The sequence below is a fragment of the Treponema bryantii genome, assembly GCF_900113965.1.
GTDB classification, from domain to species: domain Bacteria; phylum Spirochaetota; class Spirochaetia; order Treponematales; family Treponemataceae; genus Treponema_D; species Treponema_D bryantii_A.
In genome coordinates this window covers 80,555-93,841 of record NZ_FORI01000005.1, presented here as the reverse complement: position 1 = coordinate 93,841, position 13,287 = coordinate 80,555, and the positions used below count along the sequence as shown (strand labels likewise).

The window sequence follows — 13,287 nt, the reverse complement described above, 5'->3', positions numbered from 1 at the left end:
GGAGTCGTTGTATGGCAAGAGTGTACAATTTTAGTGCGGGACCTAGCTGCCTGCCGGAAGAAGTTTTGCAGGCATGTGCTGCAGAGATGATGGATTATAATGGAACTGGTCAGTCGGTAATGGAAATGAGTCACCGCTCTAAGGCTTATGAGCCAATCATTCAGGATGCTGAAGCTATGGTTCGCAAGTTGATGAACGTGCCAGACAACTACAAGGTTCTTTTTGTTCAGGGTGGTGGTTCTACTCAGTTTGCAATGGTTGCTGAAAACCTTGGTATCCACACTGGAAAGGCTGCTTACATCGAAACTGGTGTTTGGGCAAAGAAGGCTGCTGCAGAAGCTAAAAAGCTTGGCGTAGAAGTTGATATCATCGCTTCTTCTAAAGACAAGAACTATTCATATATTCCAAAAGTTGAAAAGATTGAGGGCGATTATGATTACGCTTACATCTGCTTCAACAACACAATCATGGGAACACACTACGAGTACATTCCTGATACAGGAAAGATTCCTCTCGTAGCTGATATTTCTTCTTGCGTTTTGAGTGAGCCACTTGATGTAAGCAAGTTTGGTCTCTTGTTCGCTGGTGCTCAAAAGAACCTGGCTCCTGCAGGTGTTACTCTCGTAATCATCCGCGAAGATTTGATTTGTGAGCCTGAAGCTTGCCGTGCCGGCACACCAACTATGCTCGCTTACAAGACACACGCAGACAACGATTCTATGTACAATACTCCTCCATGCTACACTATCTACGTGCTTGGAAAGGTTCTTCACTGGATCGAAGCTAACGGCGGAGCAGAAGGAATGCTCAAGCGCAACAAGGAAAAGGCTGATTACCTTTACAACTACCTGGACAACAACGAAGGAAACTTCTATCACGCAACTACAGAAATCGGAAGCCGCTCTTTGATGAACGTTCCATTCCTTACAAAATACTCTACAGGAGCAACAGACGATGCTTCAGTAGCAAAAGAAAAGGAAATCAACGACAAGTTTGTAAAAGAAGCAGCTGCTGCTGGTCTCGTAAACCTCAAGGGCCACAGACTTGTTGGTGGTATGCGCGCATCAATCTACAATGCTATGACTCTCGACGGAGTTAAGGCTCTCGTAGAGTTCATGAAGAAGTTCGCTAAGGAGAATGCATAATGAGTTTCAAGATTCAGACATTAAATAAAATCGCAAGCATTGGTCTCAACCAGCTTGACCGTGATAATTACGAAATCGCATCTGAAATCAATAATCCGGATGCTATTCTTGTACGTTCTGCAGAAATGCACGACATGCAGCTTTCTGACAATGTAAAGGCTGTTGCACGTGCCGGTGCCGGAACTAACAATATTCCAATCCCAGAGCTCACAGAAAAGGGCGTTGTTGTATTCAACACTCCTGGTGCTAATGCAAACGCTGTAAAGGAGCTTGTTCTCCTCGCACTTTTGCTTTCCAGCCGTCCTGTAATCGAAGCAAACAAATGGGCAAACGGCCTTGCAGGAAAGGGAGACGAAATCCCTGCCCTCGCAGAAAAAGGAAAGAGCCAGTTTGTTGGTCCAGAATTGATGGGAAAAACTCTTGGTGTAATCGGTCTTGGTGCAATCGGTGCTATGGTTGCTAACCTCGCCCTCCACTTTGGTATGGACGTTTGGGGCTACGACCCATTCCTTTCTGTAAACGCTGCTCTTAAGCTTGATAAGAAAGTAAAGATTGCTGAGACTTTGGATTCACTTTATGCAAAGTGTGATTACATCACAATCCACGTTCCACAGACAAACGACACAAAGGGAATGATTAACGCTGCTTCTATCAAGAACATGAAGGACGGAGTTCGCATTATCAACATTGCCCGCGGTGGTCTTGTAAACAATGCAGACATTCTTGCTGCCTTGGACAGCGGAAAGGTTTCATGCCTCATCACAGACTTTGCTGCAGAAGAGCTTTTGAATCATCCAAAGGTAGTTTGTATGCCTCACCTTGGAGCATCAACTCCGGAAGCAGAAGACAACTGTGCAATTATGGCATCAGCTCAGCTCAAGGACTTCCTCGAGCACGGAAATATCGTAAACTCTGTAAACTTCCCAAAAACTGTTACAGACAACCCTATCCCAGCCGGTGGAACTCGTCTTTGCATCAGCCACAAAAACATTCCTGATACAATCTCTAAGTTCACAACAATTCTTGGTGAAGCAAAGCTCAACATCAGTTCCTTCATCAACCAGGCTCGCGGCGATGTAGCCTACAACATCATCGACGTAGACGGCGTTGTAACCGACGACATCATCGCAAAGCTCGCAGCTTGTGATACTGTAAACAGAGTTCGCCCTATTTTCGGCTAATTCAGTGAATTAAAAATATTAAGTCATATAAACCCTAACAGCAGAGTCGAAAGGCTCTGCTGTTTTTTATTTCTTCATAATTATCAACATCAAAATCTATACCAGGTCAAAAAGATTTTATGCTTTATGCTGAACTTTTCCGGGTATTTTTCATCAAGCATAGCACGATGTTCTTTATCAAACTGAAGCAGCTCTTCTTCATTCATACTGGCCATCACTCCGCGGCTTGCAAGCATTCGTCCATGCCAGCTTTCGCGGGTAAATGGGATTTCTGTAATGAAAGTTTCTAGCTGAGGATTTTCAAAATAGTGGCGGCGTAAATCTTCAAGTGCACTCGCTGCCCCATGCCAGGATGGATTGATTTTTTTGATTAGTGCGTTGCTGTCCTGAGTTACAGGCTCTTCTTTCAAGTATGAAATATAAAGCTTTAAGAAGATGCCCCCCTTTTTAATGAGTGATTTTATTTTTGGAACTATAAGCTCGGGATTAAAATACCAGAAGCACTGGCAGGCTGTAATTGCATCAAAAGAATGCTCAGGATAATTAAGTTCTTCTGCAGCCACTTTTTCATAATGAATATTATCTATTCCTAACGAAAGATTTCTTGCAATTTCAAGCTGCTCTTCCGAAATATCTGTTGCAGTTATATCAGCTCCATATTGATAGAGATTTCTTGGAAAGACGCCTGTGCCTGTTCCAAGGTCCAGCCATTTTGTTCCGGCTTTTCCAATTCCAAGAGAATACAATTTATCAAAAAGTGATTGCGGATAAATATCTCTGAAGCGGCCGTAGTATTCAGCAGTTTTTCCAAAATCAAAGACCTTGCCGTTATCAACCTGAATCTTATCCAGTCTGCCGCTTTCTGCTTTGTATAAATCCTTGCTGCGGTACTTAATGTCATAAGGAACATAGCTCAGTATTGAAATATCTGATTTTTCATATTCCGCAGGATTACATCCAAACTCTGAAAAGAATGCCCTCTGAAATCCATCTGTACTGTCATAGCCCGCTTCAAGAGCCACATCAAGAACTTTCTTTTTTTCTTCCCTAAGTTTTCTTGCCGCTTCTGAAAGTCTTGCCCGACGGATATAATCTGCAATGCTTATTCCGGCTGCTTCCTTAAAACTTCTGTAACACTGCCATTCAGACAAGCCCACCTGGGCTGCAAGATTTTCCAGAGTTAATTTTTCATAAAGATGAGACAGAATAAACTTCTGAAGCTCATAAACTTTTTCTTCTTTTTCACTGAACATATTTTTATTATATGCCTGATTGAAATGCTTTTCTCGACTTTTTTTGCAAAGCAGAAACTTTTGTCTATCACTTGCACCATCGCCAGCATCTACGTAGCATTCCTACTTTCCCGGATAAGAGATTTCATCACCCCAGCCGACAATTGTCCGGTAAAAATCCTGAACCTGAATGAGCCCATAGGAAAAAAGGAAGGCCCGGTCTTTTTCGTTAATTTCGTCCAGGCTCTTCCAGACAACTTCTCTGAGAGGAGGATTGTCAGAGCCGGCCTCTTCGGGATCGTAGCCTGTAATTGCCTGCTGGTCATCTGGAACTGCAACTTCAAATGAATATTCTTTTCTTCCGTGAGAATAGATTACGGCGAGAGGTTTTACAATTGTACCGTCGAGCCCGCATTCTTCTTTAAGTTCACGAAGAACTGTCTGTTCGGGAGGCTCACCTTCTTCTATGCCACCGCCTGGCACCGAAAAGAACTCCTTGCCATTATTGGCGTCTTTGTAGCAGAGCCTTTCCATTAAGATTTTTCCGTCGCGGATTACAATTGCGACGCTTCGATTTTTGTAATTTGGGTTTTCTTCCATAATTTTAGGATAAAGAATTTGAAATTGTTTGTATATAGAAGGGGTGACCTACAAAATATTTAAAACTGGCTATTTTGTAGGTACCCTGTAATTATGTTTTTGCCAAAAATACCTACAAAAAGTACTAAAATGCACATTTTGTAGGTTGGTATTTTATTCTGGAAACTAGTGACTACCTACAAAATCGAGGAAACATTATGTTTTGTAGGTACTTCTATTGTTACATAGCTTAGGTTGCAACCTACAAAATGTGGATTATTGTTATTTTTGTAGGTACACCTAGTTTTGTGATTTTGAAAAAGTACCTACAAAAATGTAGAAACTGTTAATTTTGTAGGTAGATTTGTAATTTTTTTAAACTGCGTTAGCGATGGGAGCAGCCGCGAAGCGGGCCACCGCAAAAAAGGGTGGTTGAGCTTGTCGAAACTACCCTTTTTGAGGAGGCTGAAGCGAAAGCGGAACTGCGGACGTAGCGACCGGACACGGAACGAAGTGGAGTGCCCGGGAACGCCCAAATACACCTCGCAAACTCACTTTTTATGTAGTATAATAAAATCATGAAAAACGTTTACGAAAAATGTCCGACCTTTGAAAATGAAAAATGGCTTTTGCGCTTTGTGGAAAAATCTGATGCTGATGATTTGCTGCAGGTTTATAGCGACAAAAATGCACTCCCTTTTTTCAACAGTGACAATTGCGACGGCGATAATTTTTATTATCACACAAAAGAACTTATGAATAAGGCTATTGATTTCTGGCTTTATTCTTATAAAGAAAAATGGTTTGTCCGCTGGGCGATTATTGAAAAGTCTACAGGCAAAGCCATTGGTACAATAGAGCTTTTCAAACGACTTTCTGATGACCCTTTTAATGAATCTGGTATTCTGCGACTTGATGTCGGCAGTTCTTATGAAAAAGCAGAGGAAATGAAAGAAATCATGTCACTGATAACTCCACACGCCTTTGAAATGTTTGATTGTAATCAGGTCGCTACTAAGATTCCTATTTATGCAGTTGAAAGAGCCGTTGCCGCACAAGCCTTTGGTTTTGAAAAAACAGATAAACTGCTTGTGGCAAAAGATGGTGTCGCCTTTAACGGCTACTGGATTTATAAATAAAAACGGAGAATTAAAAAATGGAATTCAGAAAAATCTTTGACACAATCCCTGAGCAGTTTGACAAGTTTCGCCCACGCTACAGTCAGGAGCTTTTTGACAACCTGATTGCTTATGCAAAAATCGGGCCGGGTAAAAAAGTGCTGGAAATAGGACCAGGAACCGGCCAGGCCACCGAGCCGATTTTGAACACCGGCTGCTACTACAATGCAATCGAGCTTGGCGAACATCTTTATGCAAAGATGAAAGAAAAATATGGCGACCGCCCAAACTTTCATATTGTAAATGATGATTTTATCACGCATGATTTCAGCGACATGTTAGGCAGTAATAACAACGCTGACAGCATCGGCGACATCCGCAAGTTCGACCTCATCTATTCCGCCGCTACAATCCAGTGGATTCCGGAAGAAATCGCCTTTTCAAAAACCTACGACCTTCTTGCACCCGGCGGCACCCTTGCAATGCTGCTCACAAAATCTGAATACAAAAGCACAAATCCGGCCCTTCACGATGACATTCAGAAAGTCTATGATGCATACTTTAAGCCGGAGACTCCCTATCCTCACCGCTCCTTCCATTATCAGAACGCCACAAATTACGGCTATGTAGATTTTGAAGAACGCGATTTTTACGGCAAACGCAAAATGACTGCCGACGAATACGTTGCCTTTAGCGGCACCCACTGCGACCATATGGTAATTGCCGAGCCATACAAAACAAAGTTTTTTGAAGGCCTTCACAAGGCTGTATTAGACCACGGTAACAAGATAATCTTTAATGACACTTATGTTATGTATCTGGCAAAAAAGCCGGAAGCCTAAAAAGGAGGCCCTTATGACCATAGACACTTTTGCAGACGAACGCGATTTTAAGCTTTTAGAACAAGACAGATTTACCTTCTTTGTTTTAAAAAGGATTCTTGCTCTTCCCTGCGAACTCATTCTAAGCGACCACCAGAGGCTTATCATCTGCCTTAGTTCAAATCCTTTTCCTGTGTGGATCTGGACAGCCGACGATGCAACTCCCCAAGAAATGAAAAAGGCCTACCAGCTTATGAAAGAAAAAGGCTACCTTGATGGCAGCCACACTTTTAACATGAAATACGAACTTGCAGAATTTTTTATCAAGAAAACAGCAGAGGAAAGTTCTGCCTCCCCGCACCTCCCAAAGCTTTCAATCAAAAAAAATATGTTTGCTTATGATAATCCAAAGCCGCTGCAACCGGCTTCTGCCACAAGCATTGACGGCAAACTCTGGCAGTGCCAGGCAGCCGACCTTGATGAGCTTTTTGAAATGACCTGTGACTTTCACAAAGAAACCAATGTTCCCATGTCAGACAAAGACGAAGCGCTCAAAAAAATTGAGCAGGGAATAAAAGACGGCCTTTATTATTTCTGGAAAAACTCAGAAGAGAAAAATGTTGGCTGCTGCATTTATCGTCCAAACGACCAGCTTGCTTCTCTTGGAGCTGTCTACACCCGCCCTGAATATCGCCGCCGTCATTATGCAGAAAATCTTGTTTATCATGTAACAAAAATCGCACAGGACAAAGGCTATCTCCCTATGCTCTACACCGATGCAGATTACGCTGCTTCAAATGCCTGCTACGAAAAAATCGGCTACATCCTGCGTGGAAAGCTTTGCACAATTGGGGCATAAATAAAGGCAGCCGTGCTTAATTATCTTTCATCATTTACAATGTGAAGCACGCCCTTATTTTCTAAAATCTCTTTTATGCGGGTGCGCAAAAACTCAGGTCTTACATCAGTCTCCGGCAGCTGGTCCAGCGGAATCCAGTGAATGGACTCTTTGGCATTATCCCAGCCGACACTTGTACACATGGCATCCTTTTTGCCCCGGCTTTTCATAAGGTAATAAAATTCAATTACATGACAGCGGAGGGGATCATAACCCAGATTTTTTTCCTTAAAAAAGTTTTCGCAGATTACAACAAGACGGTCAACTTCGTAATCAACTCCGGTTTCTTCTTTTACTTCGCGCACAATACATTCTTCCGATTTTTCATTCATGTGCACACCGCCGCCAACCGTGTAAAAATATTTTGAAGTTTCACTTTTTACAACAAGAAAACTGCCGTCTTCAATTATAAGGGCGCCTGTCCTGTAGCGGAACCAGTTATCATCTGCCATAAAACAGCAGTCCGGGTAACCAATGCGGATATCATTGATTTCTTTTTTATTTTCCATATAAAAATCCTTTTTTGATTCTAGCATAAAAAGCAGGTGAGATATATACTAAAATCATAGATTTTGGAGACCCACTTATGAACAAAAGACGACTTGGAAAAACAAATCTCATGGTGAGCGAAATTGGTTTTGGCGGCGAATGGCTGGAAAGACACGACTTTGACGAATCGGTTGCGCTTATAAAGTACGCCCAAAGCCTTGGAATAAACATCATCGACTGCTGGATGCCTGATCCAAAATCGCGCGATATAATTGGAGAAGCTATAAAAGACTCCCGCGACAAATGGTATGTTCAGGGACACCTTGGCTCTACCTGGCAGAATGGGCAGTATGTACGCAGCCGAGACATGAAGTTTGTAAAGCCTGCTTTTGAAGATTTGCTTGCCCGCCTTAAAACCGACTACATTGACCTTGGGATGATTCACTACGTAGACTCTGAAGAAGATTGGAATAACAGCATGACAGGACCCTTTATTGATTATGTAAAAGACCTTCACACCCGGGGAATAATCCGCCACATAGGCTTGAGCACTCATAACCCTGTAATGGCTAAACGAGCAGTCCTTTCTGGTTTTGTAGAAATGATTTTGTTCAGCATAAATCCGGCCTTTGACATGCAGCCACCAAGCGATGATCTTATGCAGATGTTCGGCTGGTACGAGGATAACATGAAAGGCATTGCCCCCCAGCGTGCAGAACTCTACCGGCTTGCAGAAGAAAATGATGTGGGCATAACCGTAATGAAAGGCTTTTTGGGCGGCAAGCTTTTTGATGCAAAAAACTCTCCTTTTGGAGTTGCCTTTACACCAACCCAATGCATTCATTATGCTTTGACTAGACCTGCAGTTTCTTCCATTTTGTGCGGCTACGATACAACAGCTCAGATTGACCAGGCCGTAGCCTACGAAAATGCCAGTGCTGACGAAAAAGACTATGCCTCTGTTCTTGCAAATGCTCCTTATCATTCCTACAAGGGTCAGTGCACTTACTGCGGTCACTGTAAGCCCTGTCCGTCAAATATTGATATTGCCATGGTAAATAAATTTTACGACCTTGCAAAACAGCAGCCGGCGGTACCACAAAGCATTCAGTCACACTACGAGCTCATTCCTCACAAAGCCGCCGAATGTATAGCCTGCCAGTCTTGTGAAAGCCGTTGTCCTTTTGAAGTAAAGATTGCAGAACGCATGAAAAAGGCCGCAGAACTTTTTGGATGTTAATCCTTACGAACAAAGCTGTTCGCGTTCTTAGCGAGTGGTATCTTTAATAAGTATGCTTTTCATATTCTAAAACCTCAAAGTTCCCACAACAGTGGTTTCATCATCATCATCCAGAGAATCACGCTTCTTTTTATTTCTTGGGCTCTGGCTGTCAAGTTCTTCGGCGTAAGCAATTTTTTCAGCACGATTAAGAAGGCCACCTGAACGGCCACCAGCTCCATCAGATTTTTTCTTTGCAGACTTTACCTTAGGTGATGTAAGAAAAGCAAAAAGACTTCCGCATAAGCCACCGGCAATACAGATAATCAGACGAACAGCACCAATGCCGCTGGTTATAGAAAAATATACAAAGAAGATGATTGTCGCCAAAAAGGTGATTGGAACAGTCTTATTAGAAAAAGACATAAAAGCCGTCAGAAAAATCATCATACACACAACAGGAACAGGACCAGTCAGACTTTCTACACAGAAGCAGGCATTCAAAACCCCGGAAAAAAGCGCTGCTACAAAAATCATAATTCCAATAATTACAGAACCATAACGTTCTTCCATTGCAGGTCCCAGCAGCAGAACTATAAGGATATAAGTGATAAAGTTGTTAACCTCACCAGAACCAAAAATATAAAGCAGGAGTCTAAGATATGAGACCGGCTGTTTTACAATGAAAGGCAGAGCCCCGGCCTGAGTTGTCGGAGAGGCAAGAATCTTTCCCAGAGCACCATTTTTGATTACAAGGGTATTTAATAGGAAGAGAAGTGCACAAATAATCACAAAAGACAATGTGACCGGTGCATCATACGAAAATTTCAGATTAAATTTAAACTTTTTCTTAGCCATAGGATTATTATAACACAGATAAGCATAATCCGGTAGTTTCGACAGGCTCAACCACCGGATTTTTTTATGGATTATCAGCCATTTTTATGTTATATTATACGTATGAGCGATTACAGCAATCAGATATCACAGGCTGGCAGTGGAGTTGCAGAAGATGCTTCTATCATGCTGCCACCGGAACGCAAAGTAGTCTTCTATAATGATGACTTTACGACAATGGAATTTGTCGTAGACGTTCTTGTATCTATTTTTAACAAGTCTCATAGCGAAGCAGAAGAATTGATGCAGACAGTGCATCAGGAAGGTTCTTCTGTTGTTGGCGTTTATACTTACGATATTGCTGTCTCACGCACTAACCTTACTTTACAGGCAGCACGAAAAAACGGATTTCCGTTAAGGGTAGAAGTTGAGTAATCAGGAAAAACCTCAGGGCAACATAAAGCAGATGAAGGTGAGTACCATGCTCAGCCGCATTCTGTCAGAATCACTTTTAGTTGCAAAAGATTTTCATCACGAATTTTTCACCCCGGAGCATGTGCTTGCCACTGCCATAAGAGATGAATTTGTTGAACAGCTGCTTACAAACAGTGGCAGTGACATAAAGGAACTCAAGGCCGAAGTAAGCAATTATCTTACAACTAAACTTCCAGTTATTTCAGAAGACGCTAATCCAGAAATCATAAAAGCACCTGTTGAGTCTGCAGGTTTTCAGTCAATGATGAACCGCGCCGTTTTCCACTGTATTTCGTGCGATTCAGATATGATTGATATTACAGACATTCTTTTGAGCATGTATGATGAAAGTAAGAACTACAGTTCATACTTCCTGAAAATCAGTGGTGTTGAACGTCTTAAGCTGCTCGAAAACATAACAAAGGTGCGCCCTCCAAAACGCGGCGGAATACAACAGCCACAGGGACAGCCGGGGCCGGAAGGTATCGGTTCAAACAATACCGGCGGACTCAAGCGTTTTGCCATTAACATGACAGAGCTTGCCTCTAAAGGCGCTTATGATGTTCTTGTTGGCCGTGAAAAAGAAATTGAGCGGACAATTCAGGTTCTGTGCCGTAGAACTAAAAATAACCCGCTGCATGTCGGAGATGCCGGTGTTGGTAAAACTGCAATCACACAGGGACTCGCTCAGCGTATTGTGAACGGTCAGGTTCCAGATCTTCTTAAAGGCTACACAATTTACTCGCTCGATATTGGACTTCTGCTTGCAGGTTCAAAGTTCCGTGGAGATTTTGAAGAGAGACTTCACTCTGTAATTGACGAGCTTAAAGAAAAGAAAAAATCTATCTTATTTATAGATGAAATTCATATGATTATGGGAGCCGGTTCAAACGGTTCTACCCAGGTTGATGCGGCAAATCTTTTAAAGCCGGTTCTTTCTTCAGGAGAAGTAAAGTTCATTGGTTCAACAACCTTTGAAGAATACTCAAAGAATTTTGAAAAAGACCGCGCCCTTGCACGCCGCTTCCAGAAAATTGATATTATTGAACCTACTCCTCAGGAAACCGTTCAGATTATCAAAGGGCTTATTCCAAAATATGAAAAGCATCACAATGCCGTTTATTCAGACGGAGCGGTTGAAGAGGCTGTAAAGCTTTCGGTTCAGTTTTTACCAGAACGCCGCCTGCCGGATAAGGCAATTGATATTATTGATGAAGCCGGCTCATACCAGCACATCCTGAAGTCCGGCGGATTTACCGGCTGGCCTTCCGCGCGCGCTTCTGGCGCCTCCGGCGCCACCACCGCCGTCTCACACCCCGGCCTCATCGCCACCGCGACCTCGCCGGCCCGTATCACAACAGACGTCATCCGCCGCGTTACCTCACGCATCGCCAAGGTCCCGCTGGAAGCTCTCCGCGGCGAAGAAAAAGATGCGCTGCGCTCAATAGAAGCCTCGCTCTCGCAAAGTATCTTCGGACAGGACACTGCCGTTACCACTTTGGGCAAGGCCGTTAAGCGCGCCCGTGCCGGTTTCCGCGCCCCAGAAAAGCCGGAAGCCTGTTACCTTTTCGTGGGCCCTACCGGCTGCGGAAAAACAGAACTCGCACGAACTCTTGCTAATATTCTCAAAGAGCCGCTGCTCCGCTACGACATGAGTGAATATCAGGAAAAGCATACAGTCAGCCGCCTCGTTGGTTCTCCACCGGGATACGTTGGCTTTGAAGAAGGTGGTCAGCTTGTAAAAGACGTTCGCAAGAATCCACGTGCCGTAATTCTTTTTGACGAAATTGAAAAAGCAAACGAAGACATATATAACGTTCTCCTTCAGGTAATGGACTACGGTCAACTTACAGACAATCAGGGACGCAAGGCAGACTTCCGTTCCTGCATTATCATCATGACAAGTAATGCCGGTGCCCGCGACATTGAAAAAGGCAGCATTGGTTTTGGCGATGACACACCGTCTAATATCGAAGCCTCTCTCAAAGATGCCGTAAGCCGCGAGTTCCCTCCTGAATTCCGTAACCGTCTGGACGCCGTTATTCCGTTTAATTATCTTGATATTGAAGTTGCAAAGCAGGTTTGCCGCAAGGAGATTGACCGTCTTTCTCAGCGCATGAAAGAAAAGAAAGTTCATCTTACTGTTACAGACCATGCAGTTGAATACATTACAGAACTCGGCTATTCAAGAGAATTTGGTGCACGTAATATTGCCCGCACTGTTGAAGAAGAAATTGCAAATAATCTTGTTGATGAAGTTCTTTTCGGAAAACTCGAAAAGGGCGGAGCCGTTACAGTAGATTACAAGAATTCAACAAAATTAAAAAACGGACTAACCTTCACTTATGGACAAAAAAACAGCTAGGCTCATAAAATGGGTTCTCTTGATTTCTTCATTCACGGCAATCCTCATTTTTACAATAATCTTTTATGCTGTTTTTCTTTCTTCTCGTGCACGAATCCAGAATCAAAATGAATACAACATTGCAGACAACTGTCTTTATCATGTAATCATTACCGGCACTTACGAAAATCAGAGCTTTCTTTCAGAAGTTTATCAGGGTGCTTCAAAGCTTGCCCCTTCCTATAAAACCATTGTAGATCTTCACGTTCCAAAGTCGCAGGCAGATACAGAGTCACTGCAAAATCTTATGGACTACTGCTCCTTTATGAACGCAGATGGCATAATCGTCTTTATTGATTCTCCGGACGACACACCGCAGATTCTTACCCGCTCAGATGCTCCGGCAATTCCGCTCATTACAACCGGCCAGTTCTCACCTAACCTTCAGCAGATTTCCTACATCGGAATCAACAACTGGCAGCTCGGTAAAAAGATTGCAGACGAAGCCCAGTCACTTTTACCGGACGGTGGAAACATTTTTATTCTGGATGATCCTGAGAGCATGAGTTCAAGCAACCTCATCAACAGTATTCAGGCAGCGCTTCAGGACAATCAGACAATCACAACAATAGCAATCGAAACCATTGACCGCACTTTTACACTGGAAGGTCAGAATAATATTTTCATCGCTCTTACAGAAGATGAAACTATCAGTTCCGCACAGATTCTTTCAGAAGGCTTTGACATGGACAGCTACAAGCTCATCGGCTTTGGTGGAAACGAAGTGTGTCAGCTTTATCTTCAAAAAGGCTGGATAAAAAAGCTTGTTTCTCTCGACACAGAAAAAATCGGAGAAACTGCAATTCGGGAATTGTTTGAATACCGCACAAAGGGTTACGCAAACTCTTATATTACAGCAGATGTGATTATCACTAATTCACCACGGTGAG

At 43.0% G+C, this 13,287-nt stretch carries 13 protein-coding genes; 9 read left to right on the top strand and 4 right to left on the bottom strand.

Translation table 11 applies throughout. From position 1 onward, the window contains the following. Positions 1 to 11 precede the first annotated feature (11 nt). Together serC and BM161_RS07625 are read left to right on the top strand one after the other, a co-directional pair. Positions 12 to 1,145 carry a 3-phosphoserine/phosphohydroxythreonine transaminase gene (gene serC / locus BM161_RS07630; RefSeq protein WP_074931412.1) on the top strand — a complete coding sequence of 378 codons (1,134 nt, stop codon included), beginning with the start codon at positions 12 to 14 and terminating at the stop codon, positions 1,143 to 1,145. Beyond that, positions 1,145 to 2,326 carry a 3-phosphoglycerate dehydrogenase family protein gene (locus tag BM161_RS07625; RefSeq protein WP_074931411.1) on the top strand — a complete coding sequence of 394 codons (1,182 nt, stop codon included), beginning with the start codon at positions 1,145 to 1,147 and terminating at the stop codon, positions 2,324 to 2,326. The genes serC and BM161_RS07625 overlap by 1 nt, the downstream gene beginning before the upstream one ends. A gap of 89 nt (positions 2,327 to 2,415) precedes the next feature. Here BM161_RS07625 and BM161_RS07620 read toward each other — a convergent pair whose 3' ends face one another. Together BM161_RS07620 and BM161_RS07615 are read right to left on the bottom strand one after the other, a co-directional pair. Further along, positions 2,416 to 3,579 (bottom strand): helix-turn-helix domain-containing protein, encoded by a 1,164-nt coding sequence (locus tag BM161_RS07620; RefSeq protein WP_083425722.1) that lies wholly within the window; start codon positions 3,577 to 3,579, stop codon positions 2,416 to 2,418. A gap of 102 nt (positions 3,580 to 3,681) precedes the next feature. Beyond that, the gene (locus BM161_RS07615; protein ID WP_074931410.1) at positions 3,682 to 4,158 is read right to left on the bottom strand and encodes an NUDIX domain-containing protein; all 477 of its coding nucleotides are present in this window, start codon (positions 4,156 to 4,158) and stop codon (positions 3,682 to 3,684) included. A gap of 557 nt (positions 4,159 to 4,715) precedes the next feature. On the opposite strand from BM161_RS07615, the gene BM161_RS07610 reads away from it, so the two are divergent. The 3 genes from BM161_RS07610 to BM161_RS07600 are packed head-to-tail and all read left to right on the top strand — an operon-like array spanning position 4,716 to position 6,935. Next, entirely contained in the window at positions 4,716 to 5,276 is a 561-nt protein-coding gene (locus BM161_RS07610) for a GNAT family N-acetyltransferase (protein ID WP_074931409.1), read from the top strand. A 17-nt stretch (positions 5,277 to 5,293) separates the two neighbouring features. Continuing rightward, entirely contained in the window at positions 5,294 to 6,097 is an 804-nt protein-coding gene (locus BM161_RS07605; RefSeq protein WP_074931408.1) for a methyltransferase, read from the top strand. Between the two features lie 13 nt (positions 6,098 to 6,110). Then, positions 6,111 to 6,935 (top strand): GNAT family N-acetyltransferase, encoded by an 825-nt coding sequence (locus tag BM161_RS07600; RefSeq protein WP_074931407.1) that lies wholly within the window; start codon positions 6,111 to 6,113, stop codon positions 6,933 to 6,935. 20 nt (positions 6,936 to 6,955) lie between these two features. Here BM161_RS07600 and BM161_RS07595 read toward each other — a convergent pair whose 3' ends face one another. After that, positions 6,956 to 7,483 carry an NUDIX hydrolase gene (locus tag BM161_RS07595; RefSeq protein ID WP_074931406.1) on the bottom strand — a complete coding sequence of 176 codons (528 nt, stop codon included), beginning with the start codon at positions 7,481 to 7,483 and terminating at the stop codon, positions 6,956 to 6,958. 77 nt (positions 7,484 to 7,560) lie between these two features. Here BM161_RS07595 and BM161_RS07590 point away from each other — a divergent pair, with 77 nt between their 5' ends. Continuing rightward, positions 7,561 to 8,703 carry an aldo/keto reductase gene (locus BM161_RS07590; protein WP_074931405.1) on the top strand — a complete coding sequence of 381 codons (1,143 nt, stop codon included), beginning with the start codon at positions 7,561 to 7,563 and terminating at the stop codon, positions 8,701 to 8,703. 66 nt (positions 8,704 to 8,769) lie between these two features. Here the strand turns inward: BM161_RS07590 and BM161_RS07585 are convergent, their stop codons facing one another. Further along, on the bottom strand, positions 8,770 to 9,540 hold the full coding sequence (locus BM161_RS07585; protein WP_074931404.1) for a rhomboid family intramembrane serine protease: 771 nt from the start codon (positions 9,538 to 9,540) through the stop codon (positions 8,770 to 8,772). Positions 9,541 to 9,642: 102 nt separating this feature from the next. Between BM161_RS07585 and BM161_RS07580 the strand changes: the two genes are divergently transcribed. The 3 genes from BM161_RS07580 to BM161_RS07570 are packed head-to-tail and all read left to right on the top strand — an operon-like array spanning position 9,643 to position 13,286. Continuing rightward, the gene (locus tag BM161_RS07580; RefSeq protein WP_074931568.1) at positions 9,643 to 9,954 is read left to right on the top strand and encodes an ATP-dependent Clp protease adaptor ClpS; all 312 of its coding nucleotides are present in this window, start codon (positions 9,643 to 9,645) and stop codon (positions 9,952 to 9,954) included. Then, on the top strand, positions 9,947 to 12,358 hold the full coding sequence (locus tag BM161_RS07575) for an AAA family ATPase (RefSeq protein WP_244882740.1): 2,412 nt from the start codon (positions 9,947 to 9,949) through the stop codon (positions 12,356 to 12,358). Before BM161_RS07580 ends, BM161_RS07575 begins: the two co-directional genes overlap by 8 nt. Continuing rightward, positions 12,339 to 13,286 carry a sugar ABC transporter substrate-binding protein gene (locus BM161_RS07570; RefSeq protein ID WP_074931403.1) on the top strand — a complete coding sequence of 316 codons (948 nt, stop codon included), beginning with the start codon at positions 12,339 to 12,341 and terminating at the stop codon, positions 13,284 to 13,286. Before BM161_RS07575 ends, BM161_RS07570 begins: the two co-directional genes overlap by 20 nt. Position 13,287: the final 1 nt, after the last annotated feature.

Excerpts from the sequence above, each read along its gene's own strand:
- serC (WP_074931412.1), top strand. The coding sequence starts at position 12 with ATGGCAAGAGTGTACAATTTTAGTGCGGGACCTAGCTGCCTGCCGGAA.
- BM161_RS07625 (WP_074931411.1), top strand. The coding sequence starts at position 1,145 with ATGAGTTTCAAGATTCAGACATTAAATAAAATCGCAAGCATTGGTCTC.
- BM161_RS07620 (WP_083425722.1), bottom strand. The coding sequence starts at position 3,579 with ATGTTCAGTGAAAAAGAAGAAAAAGTTTATGAGCTTCAGAAGTTTATT.
- BM161_RS07615 (WP_074931410.1), bottom strand. The coding sequence starts at position 4,158 with ATGGAAGAAAACCCAAATTACAAAAATCGAAGCGTCGCAATTGTAATC.
- BM161_RS07610 (WP_074931409.1), top strand. The coding sequence starts at position 4,716 with ATGAAAAACGTTTACGAAAAATGTCCGACCTTTGAAAATGAAAAATGG.
- BM161_RS07605 (WP_074931408.1), top strand. The coding sequence starts at position 5,294 with ATGGAATTCAGAAAAATCTTTGACACAATCCCTGAGCAGTTTGACAAG.
- BM161_RS07600 (WP_074931407.1), top strand. The coding sequence starts at position 6,111 with ATGACCATAGACACTTTTGCAGACGAACGCGATTTTAAGCTTTTAGAA.
- BM161_RS07595 (WP_074931406.1), bottom strand. The coding sequence starts at position 7,483 with ATGGAAAATAAAAAAGAAATCAATGATATCCGCATTGGTTACCCGGAC.
- BM161_RS07590 (WP_074931405.1), top strand. The coding sequence starts at position 7,561 with ATGAACAAAAGACGACTTGGAAAAACAAATCTCATGGTGAGCGAAATT.
- BM161_RS07585 (WP_074931404.1), bottom strand. The coding sequence starts at position 9,540 with ATGGCTAAGAAAAAGTTTAAATTTAATCTGAAATTTTCGTATGATGCA.
- BM161_RS07580 (WP_074931568.1), top strand. The coding sequence starts at position 9,643 with ATGAGCGATTACAGCAATCAGATATCACAGGCTGGCAGTGGAGTTGCA.
- BM161_RS07570 (WP_074931403.1), top strand. The coding sequence starts at position 12,339 with ATGGACAAAAAAACAGCTAGGCTCATAAAATGGGTTCTCTTGATTTCT.